This window comes from Streptomyces sp. NPDC006393, from assembly GCF_040628575.1.
In the GTDB taxonomy this organism is placed as follows: domain Bacteria; phylum Actinomycetota; class Actinomycetes; order Streptomycetales; family Streptomycetaceae; genus Streptomyces.
Genome location: NZ_JBEXZD010000073.1, coordinates 26,902 through 41,712 on the forward strand (window position 1 = coordinate 26,902; position 14,811 = coordinate 41,712).

Annotated in this window: 9 protein-coding genes and 1 pseudogene; 5 read left to right on the top strand and 5 right to left on the bottom strand. The window is 63.1% G+C overall.

Translation table 11 applies throughout. The annotated features are described in order from the left end of the window. Nucleotides 1-395: 395 nt before the first annotated feature. Nucleotides 396-1,064, bottom strand: a complete 669-nt coding sequence (locus ABZ484_RS26025) for a nitroreductase (RefSeq protein WP_358868338.1) — start codon at nt 1,062-1,064, stop codon at nt 396-398. A gap of 149 nt (nt 1,065-1,213) precedes the next feature. Here ABZ484_RS26025 and ABZ484_RS26030 point away from each other — a divergent pair, with 149 nt between their 5' ends. Further along, nucleotides 1,214-1,864 carry an NAD(P)H-dependent oxidoreductase gene (locus tag ABZ484_RS26030; RefSeq protein ID WP_358868339.1) on the top strand — a complete coding sequence of 217 codons (651 nt, stop codon included), beginning with the start codon at nt 1,214-1,216 and terminating at the stop codon, nt 1,862-1,864. A gap of 346 nt (nt 1,865-2,210) precedes the next feature. On the opposite strand, the gene ABZ484_RS26035 is transcribed toward ABZ484_RS26030, so the two are convergent. Beyond that, nucleotides 2,211-2,696 (bottom strand): MarR family transcriptional regulator, encoded by a 486-nt coding sequence (locus tag ABZ484_RS26035; protein ID WP_358868340.1) that lies wholly within the window; start codon nt 2,694-2,696, stop codon nt 2,211-2,213. A 382-nt stretch (nt 2,697-3,078) separates the two neighbouring features. Between ABZ484_RS26035 and acnA the strand changes: the two genes are divergently transcribed. Further along, nucleotides 3,079-5,796, top strand: coding sequence for an aconitate hydratase AcnA (gene acnA / locus ABZ484_RS26040; RefSeq protein ID WP_358868341.1), 2,718 nt, complete (start codon nt 3,079-3,081; stop codon nt 5,794-5,796). An 87-nt stretch (nt 5,797-5,883) separates the two neighbouring features. Here the strand turns inward: acnA and ABZ484_RS26045 are convergent, their stop codons facing one another. Both ABZ484_RS26045 and ABZ484_RS26050 read right to left on the bottom strand, forming a co-directional pair. After that, the gene (locus ABZ484_RS26045; RefSeq protein WP_358868342.1) at nt 5,884-6,498 is read right to left on the bottom strand and encodes a Uma2 family endonuclease; all 615 of its coding nucleotides are present in this window, start codon (nt 6,496-6,498) and stop codon (nt 5,884-5,886) included. 281 nt (nt 6,499-6,779) lie between these two features. Next, entirely contained in the window at nt 6,780-10,583 is a 3,804-nt protein-coding gene (locus ABZ484_RS26050) for a GH92 family glycosyl hydrolase (RefSeq protein WP_358868343.1), read from the bottom strand. Between the two features lie 461 nt (nt 10,584-11,044). Here ABZ484_RS26050 and ngcE point away from each other — a divergent pair, with 461 nt between their 5' ends. Next, a complete protein-coding gene (gene ngcE / locus ABZ484_RS26055) occupies nt 11,045-12,490 on the top strand; it encodes an N-acetylglucosamine/diacetylchitobiose ABC transporter substrate-binding protein (RefSeq protein ID WP_358868344.1) in 1,446 nt (481 codons plus the stop codon). A gap of 56 nt (nt 12,491-12,546) precedes the next feature. On the opposite strand, the gene ABZ484_RS26060 is transcribed toward ngcE, so the two are convergent. Next, nucleotides 12,547-13,935, bottom strand: a complete 1,389-nt coding sequence (locus tag ABZ484_RS26060; protein ID WP_358868345.1) for a hypothetical protein — start codon at nt 13,933-13,935, stop codon at nt 12,547-12,549. Nucleotides 13,936-13,946: 11 nt separating this feature from the next. On the opposite strand from ABZ484_RS26060, the gene ABZ484_RS26065 reads away from it, so the two are divergent. Together ABZ484_RS26065 and ABZ484_RS26070 are read left to right on the top strand one after the other, a co-directional pair. Continuing rightward, entirely contained in the window at nt 13,947-14,318 is a 372-nt protein-coding gene (locus ABZ484_RS26065) for a septation ring formation regulator EzrA (protein ID WP_358868346.1), read from the top strand. A gap of 399 nt (nt 14,319-14,717) precedes the next feature. Beyond that, nucleotides 14,718-14,811: pseudogene (locus tag ABZ484_RS26070) on the top strand (methylmalonyl-CoA mutase family protein); the annotation flags it as partial.

Consider the following 14,811-nt stretch of genomic DNA (forward strand, 5'->3'; position numbering starts at 1 on the left):
TCAGGGGCCCGGCGAGGTCGCACGGCGTGTCGCGCCACGTCGTGGGCGTCCGAAACATCCCGCCAAATCGGTCCATGTCGGATGTCAACCGGGTTCGTTGCTCCGGCCGTCGCCGGGTTCTCTCTCGGATACCCCGGCTCGGCCTGCCGATGTGTCCTCGCGTCGAGTCGACTCGGTGCCGGGTACGACGCGCCGGTCCGTGTCGAACACCTGGGGAACAGTATGGGAGAGCACGCGCGCGACCGCGTCGTCGACCACAACGAGATCATTCACGGTGGGGCCGAGGGCGACCGCGTGGCGGCCCGGGTGATCCGGCGCGGGACGCACCGGGGCACGCACCCCCGGGTTCTGGCCCGGCAGGAAACAGCGACCGCATCGGCTGAGGGTGGGCGATCTCAGCAGCCGTCGACGAACGTGACCGTCTCGTCGAGCAGCGCCCGGCCCGTCCGGACGTGATCGACCGTGGCGTCCTCGAACCCGATCGACATGCCGCAGAAGAGCATGAGCTCGGACGGGGGTGACAGGACCTCCGCGACGCTCCTGTGAAACTTCGCCCATGCCATCTGCGGGCAACTGTGCAGCCCTTCGGCGCGCAGCAGCAGCATGACCGTCTGCAGATACATGCCGACATCGGCCCACTGGGGCGCCCCCATGTCGCGGTCGATGTAGCAGAACAGGGCAGCAGGCGCACCGAAGCAGTCCCAGTTCGCGGACGCGGCCCGCTGGCGCGCCTCCAGGTCCTCACGCGCGATGCCGAGTGCGCCGTAGCGCTGCGCGCCGAAGGCGGATCGGCGCTCGCGGTAGGGGGACTTCAGTGCGGTCGGGTACTGCTCGTACTCCGGCTCGTCCCACGGGTCGCCTGCGGCCAGGCGCTCGCCGGCGCGCTTCTTGACCTCGGCCAACGGCCGGCCGGTCACGACGTAGGCGTGCCACGGCTGGATGTTCGATCCGGACGGCGACCAGGCCGCGGCGGACAGGACACGCTCAAGCGTCTCCCTCGGGACCTGCCGGTCGGTGAACCCGCGTACCGCCCGTCGGCTCCTGACCGCCTCATAGACGTCCATGATCGCCTGCCTCGCCATCTGCTCAACGCATCCACTTCCACTACAAGCGAGATAGTATCACTCGATACAATTTCATGTAAGACTACTGTTGAGCATGAATCCCCGGCCCTCGGCGCCCACGTCCGGGGCACGGCACTCTGGAGAAACCCATGGCTACGCTGCTGCACATCGACTCGTCCGTGTTCCCCGGCGAGGCGTCCTCGTCCCGTTCGGTCACGGCCGCCTTCCGCAAGAGCTGGGAGGAGCAGCACCCCGAGGGCACGGTGATCTACCGCGACCTCGCCGCCGACCCCGTCCCGCACATCACCGCCGACGCCTGGTCCGCCGGTTACGCCGCCCCGTCCGAGCGCACCCCGGAGCAGTCAGCCGCGTTCGCCGCGCGCGTGAAGCTCATCGAGGAGCTGGAGCAGGCTGACGCCGTCCTGATCGGCGCCCCCATGTACAACTTCTCGATCCCGTCGACGCTGAAGGCGTGGCTGGACAGCGTGCTGCTGCTCGGCCGCACCGCGGGCGAGACCCCCTCCGCCCAGGGCACTCCGGTCGTCGTCGTCGCCAGCCGCGGCGGCTCCTACGCGCCGGGCACTCCGCGCGAGGGCTTCGAGTTCGTACAGAACTACCTGGAGGCCGTTCTCAAGGGGACCCTCGGCCTGGACCTCGACTTCATCGTCCCGGAACTCACCATGGCCCCCCGCAACCCCGCGATGTCCGACCTGGTCCCGCTCTACGAGGCCTCCCGCGAGCGCGCCTTCGAGGACGCGACCACCAAGGCCAAGGAACTTGCGGAGCGCCTCGCCGCGTAACCGCCGGGCCGTGGATGCCGTGTGACGCCTGGCTCCAGGACTTCACACGGCACCCTCGCCGAGCGTGCCCTCCGTGGGCGATGACGACGGTGCTCCGCGCCTGGGGCTGGTGGCCCGGACCAGGGAACGGTGGTACGTGTGACCTGCCGGCGGGCCGCGCATCGATACGACGGCGATGCGTACGAGGGCGACGTGCGGACGAGTTGGTCCGCATCGGTGACGCAGCCTTGACCGACGCCCGCAGCGGGCGTCGGCGTGGGGCGAGGATGGCCACGACTCTCGAGGCCGGATTCTCGCGACGGCCGCGTGCGACCGAGCGCGCCCAGCCGGCCGGCAACCGACGGGCCTACTGCTCGTCGTCCCCGCGATAGGCGAACCGGGTCAGCAGATCCTTCAGCTTCTCGGGCTCGCCGGGCTCCAGTTCGGCAATGAGACGCTCGGCCAGCGGCTCCGCCGCCACATGGGCCGCATCGAAGAGTTCGAGCCCCTGAGGCGTGATCTCCACTGCCCGCACGCGCCGGTCCCCCGGGACGGTCTTGCGTACGGCCAGCCCTTTTCGCTCCAGGTCGTCCACGACCCGCATGATTCCCGCCTTGTCCGACCCCGTCGCCGTCGCCAAGTCCCGCTGCACGGTGGGCCCGCGGTTGACCAGCACGATCAGCACCGCGAAATGCCGCAACTCGATACCGAGTGGCCGAAGCGCCTCCCCCATCACCGCGGCCGCGCGCCAGTGCGCCTGACGCAGCAGCAGGCCGAGAGCGAAAGGCGAGGCGTCCCCGGGGCGGTCGGTCGCACGCGAGGCGGTGGATCGGTCAGGAACGTCGGCGGTCATGAGGCCACAGTACAGCCATCTACTCATTCAATACGGTAGCGTTTGAAACTAAATGCTGCCGCGACGAAACAGGCGTACCAGCGGTGACACCCCCGAACCGGACACTCTGCAGGGCGCCCAATGCCACCCGCCGCGCCGTACGTCATCGAAGAAGTCCGGCTCGCGGCAACGCTCACCCTTCGCCGCAAGAGGCCAGCGGGCCGCGCATGACCATCCGGCCCCCATGTACTAGAGTTATCTCGACATCGAGATATCTGCCGAGGAGCACCGCAGCCGCCACCCTGGTAAGGGTTACCTAAGTTAGCCTTGCCTCAGCGGAATGGCCGAGATGCCGTGGCGGCAGCATCGTGGTGGTACGCGCACATCAATGAAGGAGACTGTCGTGTCGGCGAACAGCTTCGACGCCCGCAGCACGCTGCAGGTGGGCGACGAGTCGTACGAGATCTTCCGGCTTGACAAGGTCGAGGGCTCGGCCCGACTGCCTTACAGCCTGAAGGTCCTGCTGGAGAACCTGCTCCGCACCGAGGACGGCGCGAACATCACCGCCGACCACATCCGCGCCCTCGGCACCTGGGACTCCCAGGCCCAGCCGTCGCAGGAGATCCAGTTCACGCCGGCCCGCGTGATCATGCAGGACTTCACCGGCGTTCCCTGCGTCGTGGACCTCGCGACGATGCGCGAGGCCGTGAAGGAGCTCGGCGGCGACCCGGCGAAGATCAACCCGCTGGCCCCGGCCGAGCTGGTCATCGACCACTCCGTCATCGCCGACAAGTTCGGCACCAACGACGCCTTCCAGCAGAACGTGGAGCTGGAGTACGGCCGCAACCGCGAGCGCTACCAGTTCCTGCGCTGGGGCCAGACCGCCTTCGACGAGTTCAAGGTCGTCCCGCCCGGCACCGGCATCGTCCACCAGGTGAACATCGAGCACCTGGCCCGCGTCGTGATGGTCCGCGACGGCAAGGCCTACCCCGACACCCTGGTCGGCACCGACTCGCACACCACCATGGTCAACGGCCTCGGCGTCCTCGGCTGGGGCGTCGGCGGCATCGAGGCCGAGGCCGCCATGCTCGGCCAGCCGGTCTCCATGCTCATCCCGCGTGTCGTCGGCTTCAAGCTCACCGGCGAGCTGCCCACCGGCACCACCGCCACCGACCTGGTGCTCACCATCACCGAGATGCTGCGCAAGCACGGCGTGGTCGGCAAGTTCGTCGAGTTCTACGGCGAGGGCGTCGCCGCCACCTCCCTGGCCAACCGCGCCACCATCGGCAACATGTCGCCGGAGTTCGGCTCGACCGCCGCGATCTTCCCGATCGACGACGAGACCATCAACTACATGCGCCTGACCGGCCGCTCCGAGCAGCAGCTCGCGCTCGTCGAGGCGTACGCCAAGGAGCAGGGCCTCTGGCTGGACCCGAACGCCGAGCCGGACTACTCCGAGAAGCTCGAGCTGGACCTGTCCACCGTGGTGCCGTCCATCGCCGGCCCCAAGCGCCCGCAGGACCGCATCGTCCTCGCCGAGGCGGCCCAGCAGTTCAAGCTGGACGTCGTCAACTACGTCGACACCGTCGACGAGGCCGGCAAGGAGTCCTTCCCGGCCTCCGACGCCCCGGCCATCCACCCCAACGGCACCCCGTCCAACCCGGTTCCGGTCACCGCCCCCGACGGCAGCACCTACGAGCTGGACCACGGCGCGGTCACCGTCGCGGCCATCACCTCCTGCACCAACACCTCCAACCCGTACGTCATGGTCGCCGCCGCGCTGGTGGCCAAGAAGGCGGTGGAGAAGGGCCTGACCCGCAAGCCGTGGGTCAAGACCACCCTGGCGCCGGGCTCCAAGGTCGTCATGGACTACTACGACAAGGCCGGCCTGACCCCGTACCTGGACAAGCTGGGCTTCAACCTCGTCGGCTACGGCTGCACCACCTGCATCGGCAACTCCGGCCCGCTGCCGGAGGAGGTCTCCAAGGCCGTCAACGAGCACGACCTCGCGGTCACCTCGGTCCTGTCCGGCAACCGCAACTTCGAGGGCCGGATCAACCCCGACGTCAAGATGAACTACCTGGCGTCCCCGCCGCTGGTCGTCGCCTACGCCATCGCCGGCTCCATGAAGGTGGACATCACCAAGGACGCCCTCGGTGTGGACCAGGACGGCAACCCGGTCCACCTGAAGGACATCTGGCCCTCGGAGTCCGAGGTCAACGACGTCGTCGCCAACGCGATCGGCGAGGACATGTTCTCCAAGTCCTACTCCGACGTGTTCGCCGGTGACGCCCAGTGGCAGTCGCTGCCGATCCCGACCGGCAACACCTTCGAGTGGGACACCGAGTCCACCTACGTCCGCAAGCCCCCGTACTTCGAGGGCATGGGCATGGAGCCGGCCCCGGTCGAGGACATCACCGGCGCCCGGGTGCTCGCCAAGCTGGGCGACTCGGTCACCACCGACCACATCTCCCCGGCCGGCGCCATCAAGGCCGACACCCCGGCGGGCAAGTACCTCACGGAGCACGGCGTCGAGCGCCGCGACTTCAACAGCTACGGCTCCCGCCGCGGCAACCACGAGGTGATGATCCGCGGCACGTTCGCCAACATCCGCCTGCGCAACCAGATCGCGCCGGGCACCGAGGGCGGCTACACCCGCGACTTCACGCAGGAGGGCGGCCCGGTCGCCTTCATCTACGACGCCTCGCAGAACTACCAGGCCGCCGGCACCCCGCTCGTCGTCCTGGCCGGCAAGGAGTACGGCTCCGGCTCGTCCCGCGACTGGGCCGCCAAGGGCACCGCGCTCCTCGGCGTCAAGGCCGTCGTCGCCGAGAGCTACGAGCGCATCCACCGCTCGAACCTCATCGGCATGGGCGTCCTGCCGCTCCAGTTCCCTGAGGGCCAGTCCGCGGCCTCCCTCGGCCTGACCGGCGAGGAGACCTTCTCCATCTCCGGCGTCACCGAGCTCAACGAGGGCCGCACCCCGCGCACGGTGAAGGTCACCACCGACACCGGTGTCGAGTTCGACGCGGTCGTCCGCATCGACACCCCCGGTGAGGCGGACTACTACCGCAACGGCGGCATCCTGCAGTACGTGCTGCGCAGCCTGATCAGCAAGTAACGGATCAGCAAGAGCAGTTGGGCCGCATCCCCGGCGACGGGGGCGCGGCCCTCCTTCTTTGTCGGCCCGTTCCGCGAAGGCGCCGGCTCAGAAGCCGACGAGCGCCTCCAGATCGACCTCGACCGGGAACGGCACCTCGGTGACGAGCTTGTCGTGGTGCACGGGGTGCATCGGGGCGGGGATGTACGTACGCGTGTCCGCGTTGAGCCAGTACTCGTGCACGGCGAGCCTTTGGTCCCGGTCGAGTTCGACGCGCCAGTAGCAGGGGACCTTGCACGTCGCGAAGAGCGCGGGCTTCCGCACCCGGTCGTCCTGGCGGGAGCAGGGGGAGGCGACCTCGACGACGAGGACGAGCTTGTCCACCGGGACGCACTCGAGTTCGAAGAAGTCCAGCTTCCGGGGGTCGAAGACGATCAGGTCCGGCTTCGGGGTGTTGCGGTCGTCGACCATGACGCACTGCCCGGCCACGACCTGGTACGGCTCCCGTCGAGCGGCACTCAGAGCGCTCGCCAGCCCGTCCCGTACGTGGTTGTGCCAGAGCTTGGTCCGTCCACGGACCCTGATCACTCCGTCCACGAGTTCCCAGTCGAAGGGCAGGTCCAGGTGCTTGACCTGGTCGTAGGTCCAGCCGTCGGCCGGCGCGAACATCCAGGTGTCCTCGGTGGGCCTGCCGCACTGGGGCGTGGTCTGTGCTGCTCCCATGGGCGCCAGTGTGGACGTGATTGCGCGTGGTGGTCCTCCGTACGAAGGCGAGGTTCACCCGTGGTCGCGAGGCCATGGCGCGCCCTTGACCCACCGATCCGTGCCGCAGCCGTTTACAGCCGTCTCGGTTCGCGCTACGTTCGCCCTGAAGTGGGAGCGCTCCCAATAGGCGGTGGACCGGAACCCGCCGCCCGGAAGCGCTCCCACATCCCGTAGCCATACGCAGCACGCCATGTGGGGCGGGCCCGAACAGGGCCCGCCCCACATGTCCTCAGGTCGCGTCAGGCCAGCAGCTCCACCTCCGCCAGCGTCGCCGTGCCGTCCAGGACCAGGCGGTACTTCTCGTAGGTGCCCGGCGTGGCGATCGTGAACGGGCGGGTCTGCTTGTCCCAGGTGAAGGACTCGCCGGAGCGCTTGTCCACCGTCGTCCAGTGCGTGCCGTCGGTGGACGCCTGGAGGGTCCAGCCCGTCGGGGCCTTCGTGTGGTCGCCGGACGAGGTCAGGGTGTACTGAACGGCCTTGGTGGCGCCGGTCACCGGCAGGTCCACGCTCGTCACCGTCGCGTCCGTCGACGAGGTGTCGTCGAACAGGGCGCCGTCACCCTTCAGCACGTCCGCGCGCGGGCTCGGCGCCTTGTCGCCGGTCGTGATCGACACGGGCGCCGCGTTCTTCCCCGTGCCCCACTTCGACGGCCGCGGGCCCATGTCGAACTCCAGGACGCCGCCCTTGGAGAGCAGCGAGTGCGGCAGGTTCGTCGAGTTCCACGCGTGGCCGTTGAACCGCACGCCCTGCACGTAGATGTTCTTCGCACTGTTCTTCGGCGCCTTGATCACCAGGTCGCGGCCGTTCTCCAGATGGACGGTCGCCTTGGTGAACAGCGGGGAGCCGATGGCGTAGTCGCCGCTGCCCATGACCAGCGGGTAGAAGCCGAGCGAGGAGAAGAGGTACCAGGCCGACTGCTCGCCGTTGTCCTCGTCGCCGTGGTAGCCCTGGCCGATCTCGCTGCCGACGTAGAGCCGGGAGAGCACCTCGCGGACCTTCGCCTGCGCCTTCCAGGGCTCACCGGCCGCGTCGTACATGTACGTGACGTGGTGGGCGACCTGGTTGGAGTGGCCGTACTGGCCCATGCGCACGTCCCGCGCCTCGGTCATCTCGTGGATGATCCCGCCGTAGGAGCCGGCGAACTCGGAGGACGCCGTCTCCGGAGTGGAGAAGTAGGTGTCGAGCTTGTCCCCGAGGGCCTTCTGGCCGCCGTAGAGGTTGGCCAGGCCCCGGCTGTCCTGCGGGGCGGTGAAGGCGTAGCCCCAGCCGTCGGTCTCCGTGTAGTCGTAGCCCCACACACGCGGGTCGTACTTCGCGGAGTCGACGCGCCAGTTGCCCTTGGCGTCCCGGCCCTGGAAGAAGCCCGCCTTCGGGTCGAACAGCTTCACGTAGTCCTGGGCCCGGTTGAGGAAGTACTGCGACTCCTCCTGGTAGCGCTTCTCGCCCGTCTTCTTGTAGAGGGCCTGGCCCATCTGCGCGATGCCGTAGTCGTTGACGTAGCCCTCCATCGCCCAGGACAGGCCCTCGCCGGTCGCGGTGCTGGTGTAGCCGAGGAAGGGGGAGGTGCTCATGCCCTTGCGGCCCACGCCGGAGGACGGGGGCACGACCGTGGCGTTCTTCACGGCCGCGTCGTAGGCCGCCTCGGCGTCCATGGGGACGCCCTTGACGTAGGCGTCGGCGAAGGCCACGTCCGAGGAGGTGCCGGTCATCAGGTCCGCGTAGCCGGGGGAGGACCAGCGGGAGGTCCAGCCGCCGTCCTTGTACTGCTGCACGAACCCGTCGACCATCTCACCGGCCTGAGAGGGCGTCAGCAGCGAGTACGCCGGCCAGGTGGTCCGGTAGGTGTCCCAGAAGCCGTTGTTGACGTACACCTTGCCGTCGACGATCTTCGCGCCGGTGTGCGTCGGCGTGTCCTGGCCGGGCATCGGCGTGAAGGGGGAGGCGTACTGGTCCTTGCCGCCGACCTTCTCGAAGCCCGAGTTCGGGTACAGGTACAGCCGGTACATGCTGGAGTACAGCGTGGTCAGCTGGTCCGGAGTGGCGCCCTGGATCTCGACCTTGCCGAGCAGCTTGTCCCAGGTGTGCCGGGCGCGCGCCTTGACGGTGTCGAAGGAGGTGCCGTCCGGGATCTCCTGGCGCAGGTTGTCCTTGGCCTGGTCGACGCTGATGAGCGAGGTGGCCAGGCGCAGGGTGACGGTGTGGTCGTCGCCCGCGTCGAAGCGCAGGTAGCCCTTGACGCCACTGGAGGAGCCGTCCTTGACCGGCTTGTCGAAGACGCCGTAGACGAAGAGGCGGGTGGCGCCCGTGGACAGCCCGGACTTCACGTCCGAGTAGCCGGTGACGACCCCGTGCTCCTTGTCCAGGGTCAGGCCCGCCTGGTCCGTGACGTTGTCGAACAGGACGCTCGCGTCGTCGCCCGGGTAGGTGAAGCGCAGGGCGGCGGCGTGGTCGGTCGGCGTCATCTCCGCCTTGAGGCCGTTCTCGAACGTCACGCCGTAGTAGTAGGGGCGCGCGGTCTCGTTCTCGTGCCGGAAGGCGAGGGCGCGGGCGGTGCGGTCGGTGTCCGGGGTGCCGGAGGCGGCGGACGGCATCACCTGGAAGGTCTGCCGGTCACCCATCCACGGGCTCGGCTCGTGACTGGCGCTGAAGGCCTGGATCGTCGGCAGATTGTCGCTGTTGTTCGCACGTGCGTACTCGTACAGCCAGCTCAGCGAGGACGCGTTGGTCACCGGCGTCCAGAAGTTGAAGCCGTGCGGCAGGGCGGTCGCGGGGAAGTTGTTGCCGCGCGAGAAGCTGCCGCTGGAGTTGGTGCCGCGGGTGGTCAGCGCGTAGTCCGCCAGGTGCGCCTTCGGCCGCTCGGGGGCCGCGCGCTTGATCGACACGTCGTCCAGCCAGCCGCGGAACTTCGCCGGTCCGGTGGGGGAGTCGTAGGCGAGCAGGATCCGGTCGATCGTCTTGCCGGCCGCGACCGAGCCGATGCGCGAGACGACGTTGTTCCACTGGTTGACGTAGAGCGTCTTGGCGGCGCCCTGCCCCTGCGGGCTGAGCGTGAAGCCGTGCTGGTCGGTGGCGCCCAGTCCGCTCAGGTACGTGCCGTCGGTGAAGGCCAGGTCCACGGCGACGTTGGTGGCGTCGTAGTCGCGGTCGCCGTCCGCCATCGACGGGTAGATGCGGTACGACAACTGGGTGTCGCGGGAGACCTTGACGTCGACGTCGAAGACCTTGTTGTACGAGTACGCCCGCCCCTGGGCGGTGTGCCGGCCGGCGTAGCGCAGCGCCCGCTTGCCCGTGAAGCCGGCCCCGGACTTCGCGGTCGGCGAGCCGCTCGGGCCGCGGTCGACGAGGGAGAGCATGTCCTGCGGGACCGTGCCGCCGTCGTCGCCGGTGGAGAACTGCACGTCGGCGAGCTGGACTATGTTCGAAGCGCCGTTGTTCCTCGTGATGTCGAGCCGGAAGTGCTGGTATTCGGCCGGTTCGGCCAGATCGTATGTCTTCGTCTGGAAACGTTCGGAGAAGGACTCGCCGGAGCGGGAGTCGACGGTCTTCCAGTCCTTGCCGTCGGTGGAGGCCTGGAGGGTCCAGTCCTTGGGGTCGCGCTCGGCGTAGTCGTTGGCGGATGTGAGGGCGTATCGGGTGATTTTCACTGGTTTGTCGAAGTCGAACTCGACCCAGCCGGTGGGCTCGAACGTCAGCCACTTGGTGCCCGACTCTCCGTCGACGAGGTTCTCCTTGACCTCGCCGCTGCCCGTGTTCTCACCGCTGGCCCGCAGATCCGTGACATGGTCGTCCACATTGCCGGGAATGCCGGTGCTGTAGCCACCGTCCACGCCCGAGGCGCGCTTGCCGCCGTCCGGCGCGGTGTCGACCGTGTTCAGCCAGTCCGGTGCCGGGTCGCCGGCCTCGAACGAGGAGCTGAACTCGCTCGCGGCGGCCGGGGCCTTGCCGGGCAGGGCGATCGCCGCCCCCTGGGAACCTACGGCCATGACGAAGGCGGCCGCCAGAACGACCGCCGTACTCCATCTGTGCCGTGCTCTGCGCTGCATACGAGGGCACCCTCCCTGGTTCTCCCGCGCCGGACAACGTTGTCAAATTCGGCGCAAGCACCAGTAGGGAGTCAAGTGACCAGTGATGTCAAGGGTGTTGTGTGTGGCATTCGGGCGTGAAGTCCGGGATATTTCCCTCAAGGAGGCCACAGGCGGCTCATATTTCCGCGAGGTCTCAACTCGGATAAGACCGACAGCGAACCTTGTCTTCGATCTTGCTCCGTCCGCCCGAAGTGGACTATACCTGTCGGCGTCCGCGAAGCCGTTCGACCGTGCGGGGGCGGGCCCGGGGGGAGCCGGAAAGGTGGTTTGACGTGCGAAACGCGTCCGCCTCCTTGTTTTCCCAGCGATCCCGGTAGAAGACGCACGAAGTACTTTCTGCACGACCCAGCTTGGCCTTACGCGGTGCCGGGGAGGATCCGGTTCACCGCCTGAGTCCTGGAGAAGGCGAGGACTTGCGCATGGGATCCACTTCCGCCGAGAACCACGGAGGCGTCGGCCGCCGCGACCTGATCAAGCGGTCCGCGGCTCTCGGCCTGATCTCCGTACCCGCGATGAGCTTCCTGTCGGCGTGCGCCAGTGGCGGTGGCGACGGACAGGACAAGGCCAAGTCGGGCAAGAAGACCGCGAAGAATCCGCTGGGGGTCAATGACACCGCCCAGATGGAATTCGTCCTCTTCGACGGCGGCTTCGGCAAGGAGTACGCCGAGGACGCGGTCAAGATCTATGAGAAGGACTTCCCGAAGGCGAAGGTGAAGTTCTCCGCCATCCAGAAGATCCAGTCCACGCTCTCGCCGCGGTTCAACGGCGGAACCCCGCCGGACCTCATCGACAACTCCGGCGCCGAGCAGATGGACATGGGCGGACTGGTCGGCAAGAACCAGCTCGCGGACCTGACCCCGCTGCTGGACGCGCCGTCGTACGACGACCCGAACAAGAAGGTCCGCGACACGCTGCGGCCGGGCATCGTCGAGATGGGCCAGTTCGACGGCAAGCCGGTCTGGATCATGTACTACGCCTACACGGTCTACGGCGTCTGGTACTCGCAGAAGGCGCTGGACTCGCTCGACGAGAAGTACCCCGAGACCTGGGACGAGATGCTCAAGGTCTGCGAGAAGGCCAAGAAGAAGGGCATGGCCGGCTGGACCTACGCCGGCAAGTACCCGTACTACATCCCCTTCTCGCTGTACCCGATGATCGCCAAGGTCGGCGGCCGCGAGGTCCTGGACGCCATCGACAACCTGGAGCCGAACGCCTGGAAGCACCCGGCGGTCAAGACCTGTTTCGAGGCGTACTACGAGCTCTACAAGAAGGGCTACATCCTCAAGGGCACCCCGGGCCTGGACCACATCCAGTCGCAGACCGCCTGGGCCAAGGGCAAGGCGCTGTTCATCCCGAACGGCTCCTGGGTGGAGAACGAATCCGCCTCCGTGATCCCGCAGGACTTCAACCTCGCCGTGTCGGCGCCCAGCGGCATCGACAGCTCCGACAAGATGCCGTTCGGCACCATCTGGGCCTCCGGCGGCGAGCCCTTCATCGTCCCCTCCAAGGCCGCCAACCCCGCGGGTGGCATGGAGCAGCTGCGCATCATGCTCAGCGAGGCGTCCTCCAAGAACTTCACCTCCAAGGTGAAGTCGCTGACCGCGTACAACGGCGGCACCGACGGCATCGAGCTGACCCCGGGCCTGAAGTCCGGCGTGGCGGCGCTGGAGAAGGCCGGCACCAACGTGGTGAACCCGCGGCTCCAGGACTGGTACGTGCAGCTTCAGAAGGAGAAGATCGGTGTGGCCGGTCTCGGCGAGATGATGGCCGGCCGCCTCACCCCGGCGGAGGCCATCAAGAAGATCCAGGGCTTCGCCGACGAGGCCGCCAAGGACACGTCGATCAAGCACTACAAGCACCAGTGAGGGTTCGTCACCAGGGTCCGTGCGGCGCATGAACGACGGGACACGATTGAGCGCAGTCATGCGCAACCCTTCGTCAGCCGCCTGTGAAGGATGACCTGTCGGATTCGGGCTGGCGAAGTATTATCATTACCATTCAAATCGCCTTTCGTTTGATCCACTTGATGTAAAGCGTTAGTAATAGCTTGTGGATCTACGATTGCATTCGGAGTACCATTGATAATTTGTTCGGCATGATTGATTGCTTCACTATATGCTTGTTGTTTATCTGGGTTAGCATTTGTGTAATTACCGTCTGCTATTGTTTGATCTTTGTCTGCAATACCTTGTTTCAATGCGGACATTGCTTGATCTAAATTACTTGTTGTAGCTTTAACTTGATTTACATCATTTACAGTATTTGCTAAATTCACTTGTTGTTTTAATGCTTCTTTTTGTGCAGGATTTAAATCTTGTGCGTTATTAATTTGCTCAATCGCTTCCTGTTTCGCATTTTCAACGTTTGAATTACCATTTAATGCATCTTTAGCATCGTTAAGTTGTTTTAACGCTTGTGCGATATCATCTTGAGATGCATTGTTTTGACTATTATGATCTACGATACTTTCTGCAAGTGTTACTGCATCGTTATAAGCATCTTTCTTAGGTTGATCTGCATCTGAATAATTGATACTACCTAACGTATCTGCTTTAGTTTGTAATGCTTGATCTAATTGATTCATGGCATTATTTAAACTTTCAGCATTTTGTTTAATTTTGTTCGTTGCGGCAATATCTGGCGCTTGATCAATTTGTTGAGTTAATGCATCAATTTGTGCTTGGTTTAAATGATCTAATGTACCTAGTGTTGTTTTAGCATCTTGTTGAGCAGTGGCAAGTTTTTGGTCGCCGTTTAAATTATGATTAGCTTCATTAACATTAGCTAATGCTTGTTTGATTGTGTCTGGATCCATAGTTGGATTGTTTTGCTCATTTAATAATGTATCTGCATGATTGATAGCATCATCAAATGCTGTTTGTCTATCCGGATCTGCATCATGATAATTTTCGCTACCTTTGATATCGTCTTTATTTGCGATGCCTTGTTTCAAGGCTGTCATTGCATCGTTAAGTTTTTCTGCAGCTTGTTGAATCGCGTTAACATCAGGTACTTGTAATGCTTGATTGATTTGCTTATTAAATTCATCACGTTGTGCTTGATTTAAATTTGGTAATTGATCAAGCGCTTGTGTTACCTGTTGTTTAGCATTAATAAGGTTAGCATTACCATTCAAGTCATTGTTAGCTTGGTTCACGTGATTTAATGCATTTTGTATGTCACTTGGTGACACAATAACGTTTGGCACACCATCTATTAATTGTTGTGCGTGGTTAACTGCATCATTGTATGCATGTTGTTTATCAGGACTTGCATTTGTGTAGTTACCGTCTGCTAATATTTGATTCAAACTTAACAAGTGTGCCAGAACGCTTCATTATTATGAAGAATGAAATCGATTATGAGGTGCGTGAAGTTGATGAACAATTTAGTCAAAGACCAATTCACGTCAAACAATTAAAAGATAAAGTTGCTAAAATCGTCATTCAAATGAATACATTTGAAGATGAGGCGAACGATGTATTAATTAATGCAGTTTATGCTGAAAAATTAATTCAATATGGTAACAGATATCGTAAAGATCACCAAAGTGTTGATAAAAGCTTAAATGAAGCAGAACGTTTATTTAAAAACAATCGTTATAAGCGTTCTATTGAAATTTCAGAACAAGCACTTGAAAGTGTAGAACCCGGAATTACGAAACATATTGAAGAGCAAGTAATTAAATCATAACGATTTGAATTGATATCAAGACATGGTTTCCATTTTATTGGAAGTCATGTCTTTTATTTTTACAAAAAAATAGTATAATGCATGAGTATGCTTATTTAGAAAAGCTTTTTATTAGTTAAATAACGATATAATTATAGTTGAACTGAACAAATAATTCCGCATTGCATTCTCAAAATGTAAATAAACGATATTAAGAATATTTGGAAAGTAGTATATAGAATTAGCAAAGTAAAAAATGTAGAAAGTGAAGTGTTATCAGTGATTTATTTAGATAATGCAGCGACAACCAAAGTAGATCCAAGTGTCTTGAATTCATTTGTATGCCTGCACACCTCGACGCTCTTCCCCGAGGACGGCGTGCACACCTACGTCCAGGAGGCCGTCGAGGCGGGCGCACGCTCCGACGCGCCGATCGCGCACGGCGAGGTCGGCAAGGTCGGTGTCGCCATCGACTCGGTCGACGACATGCGGGTGCTGTTCGGCGGGATCCCGC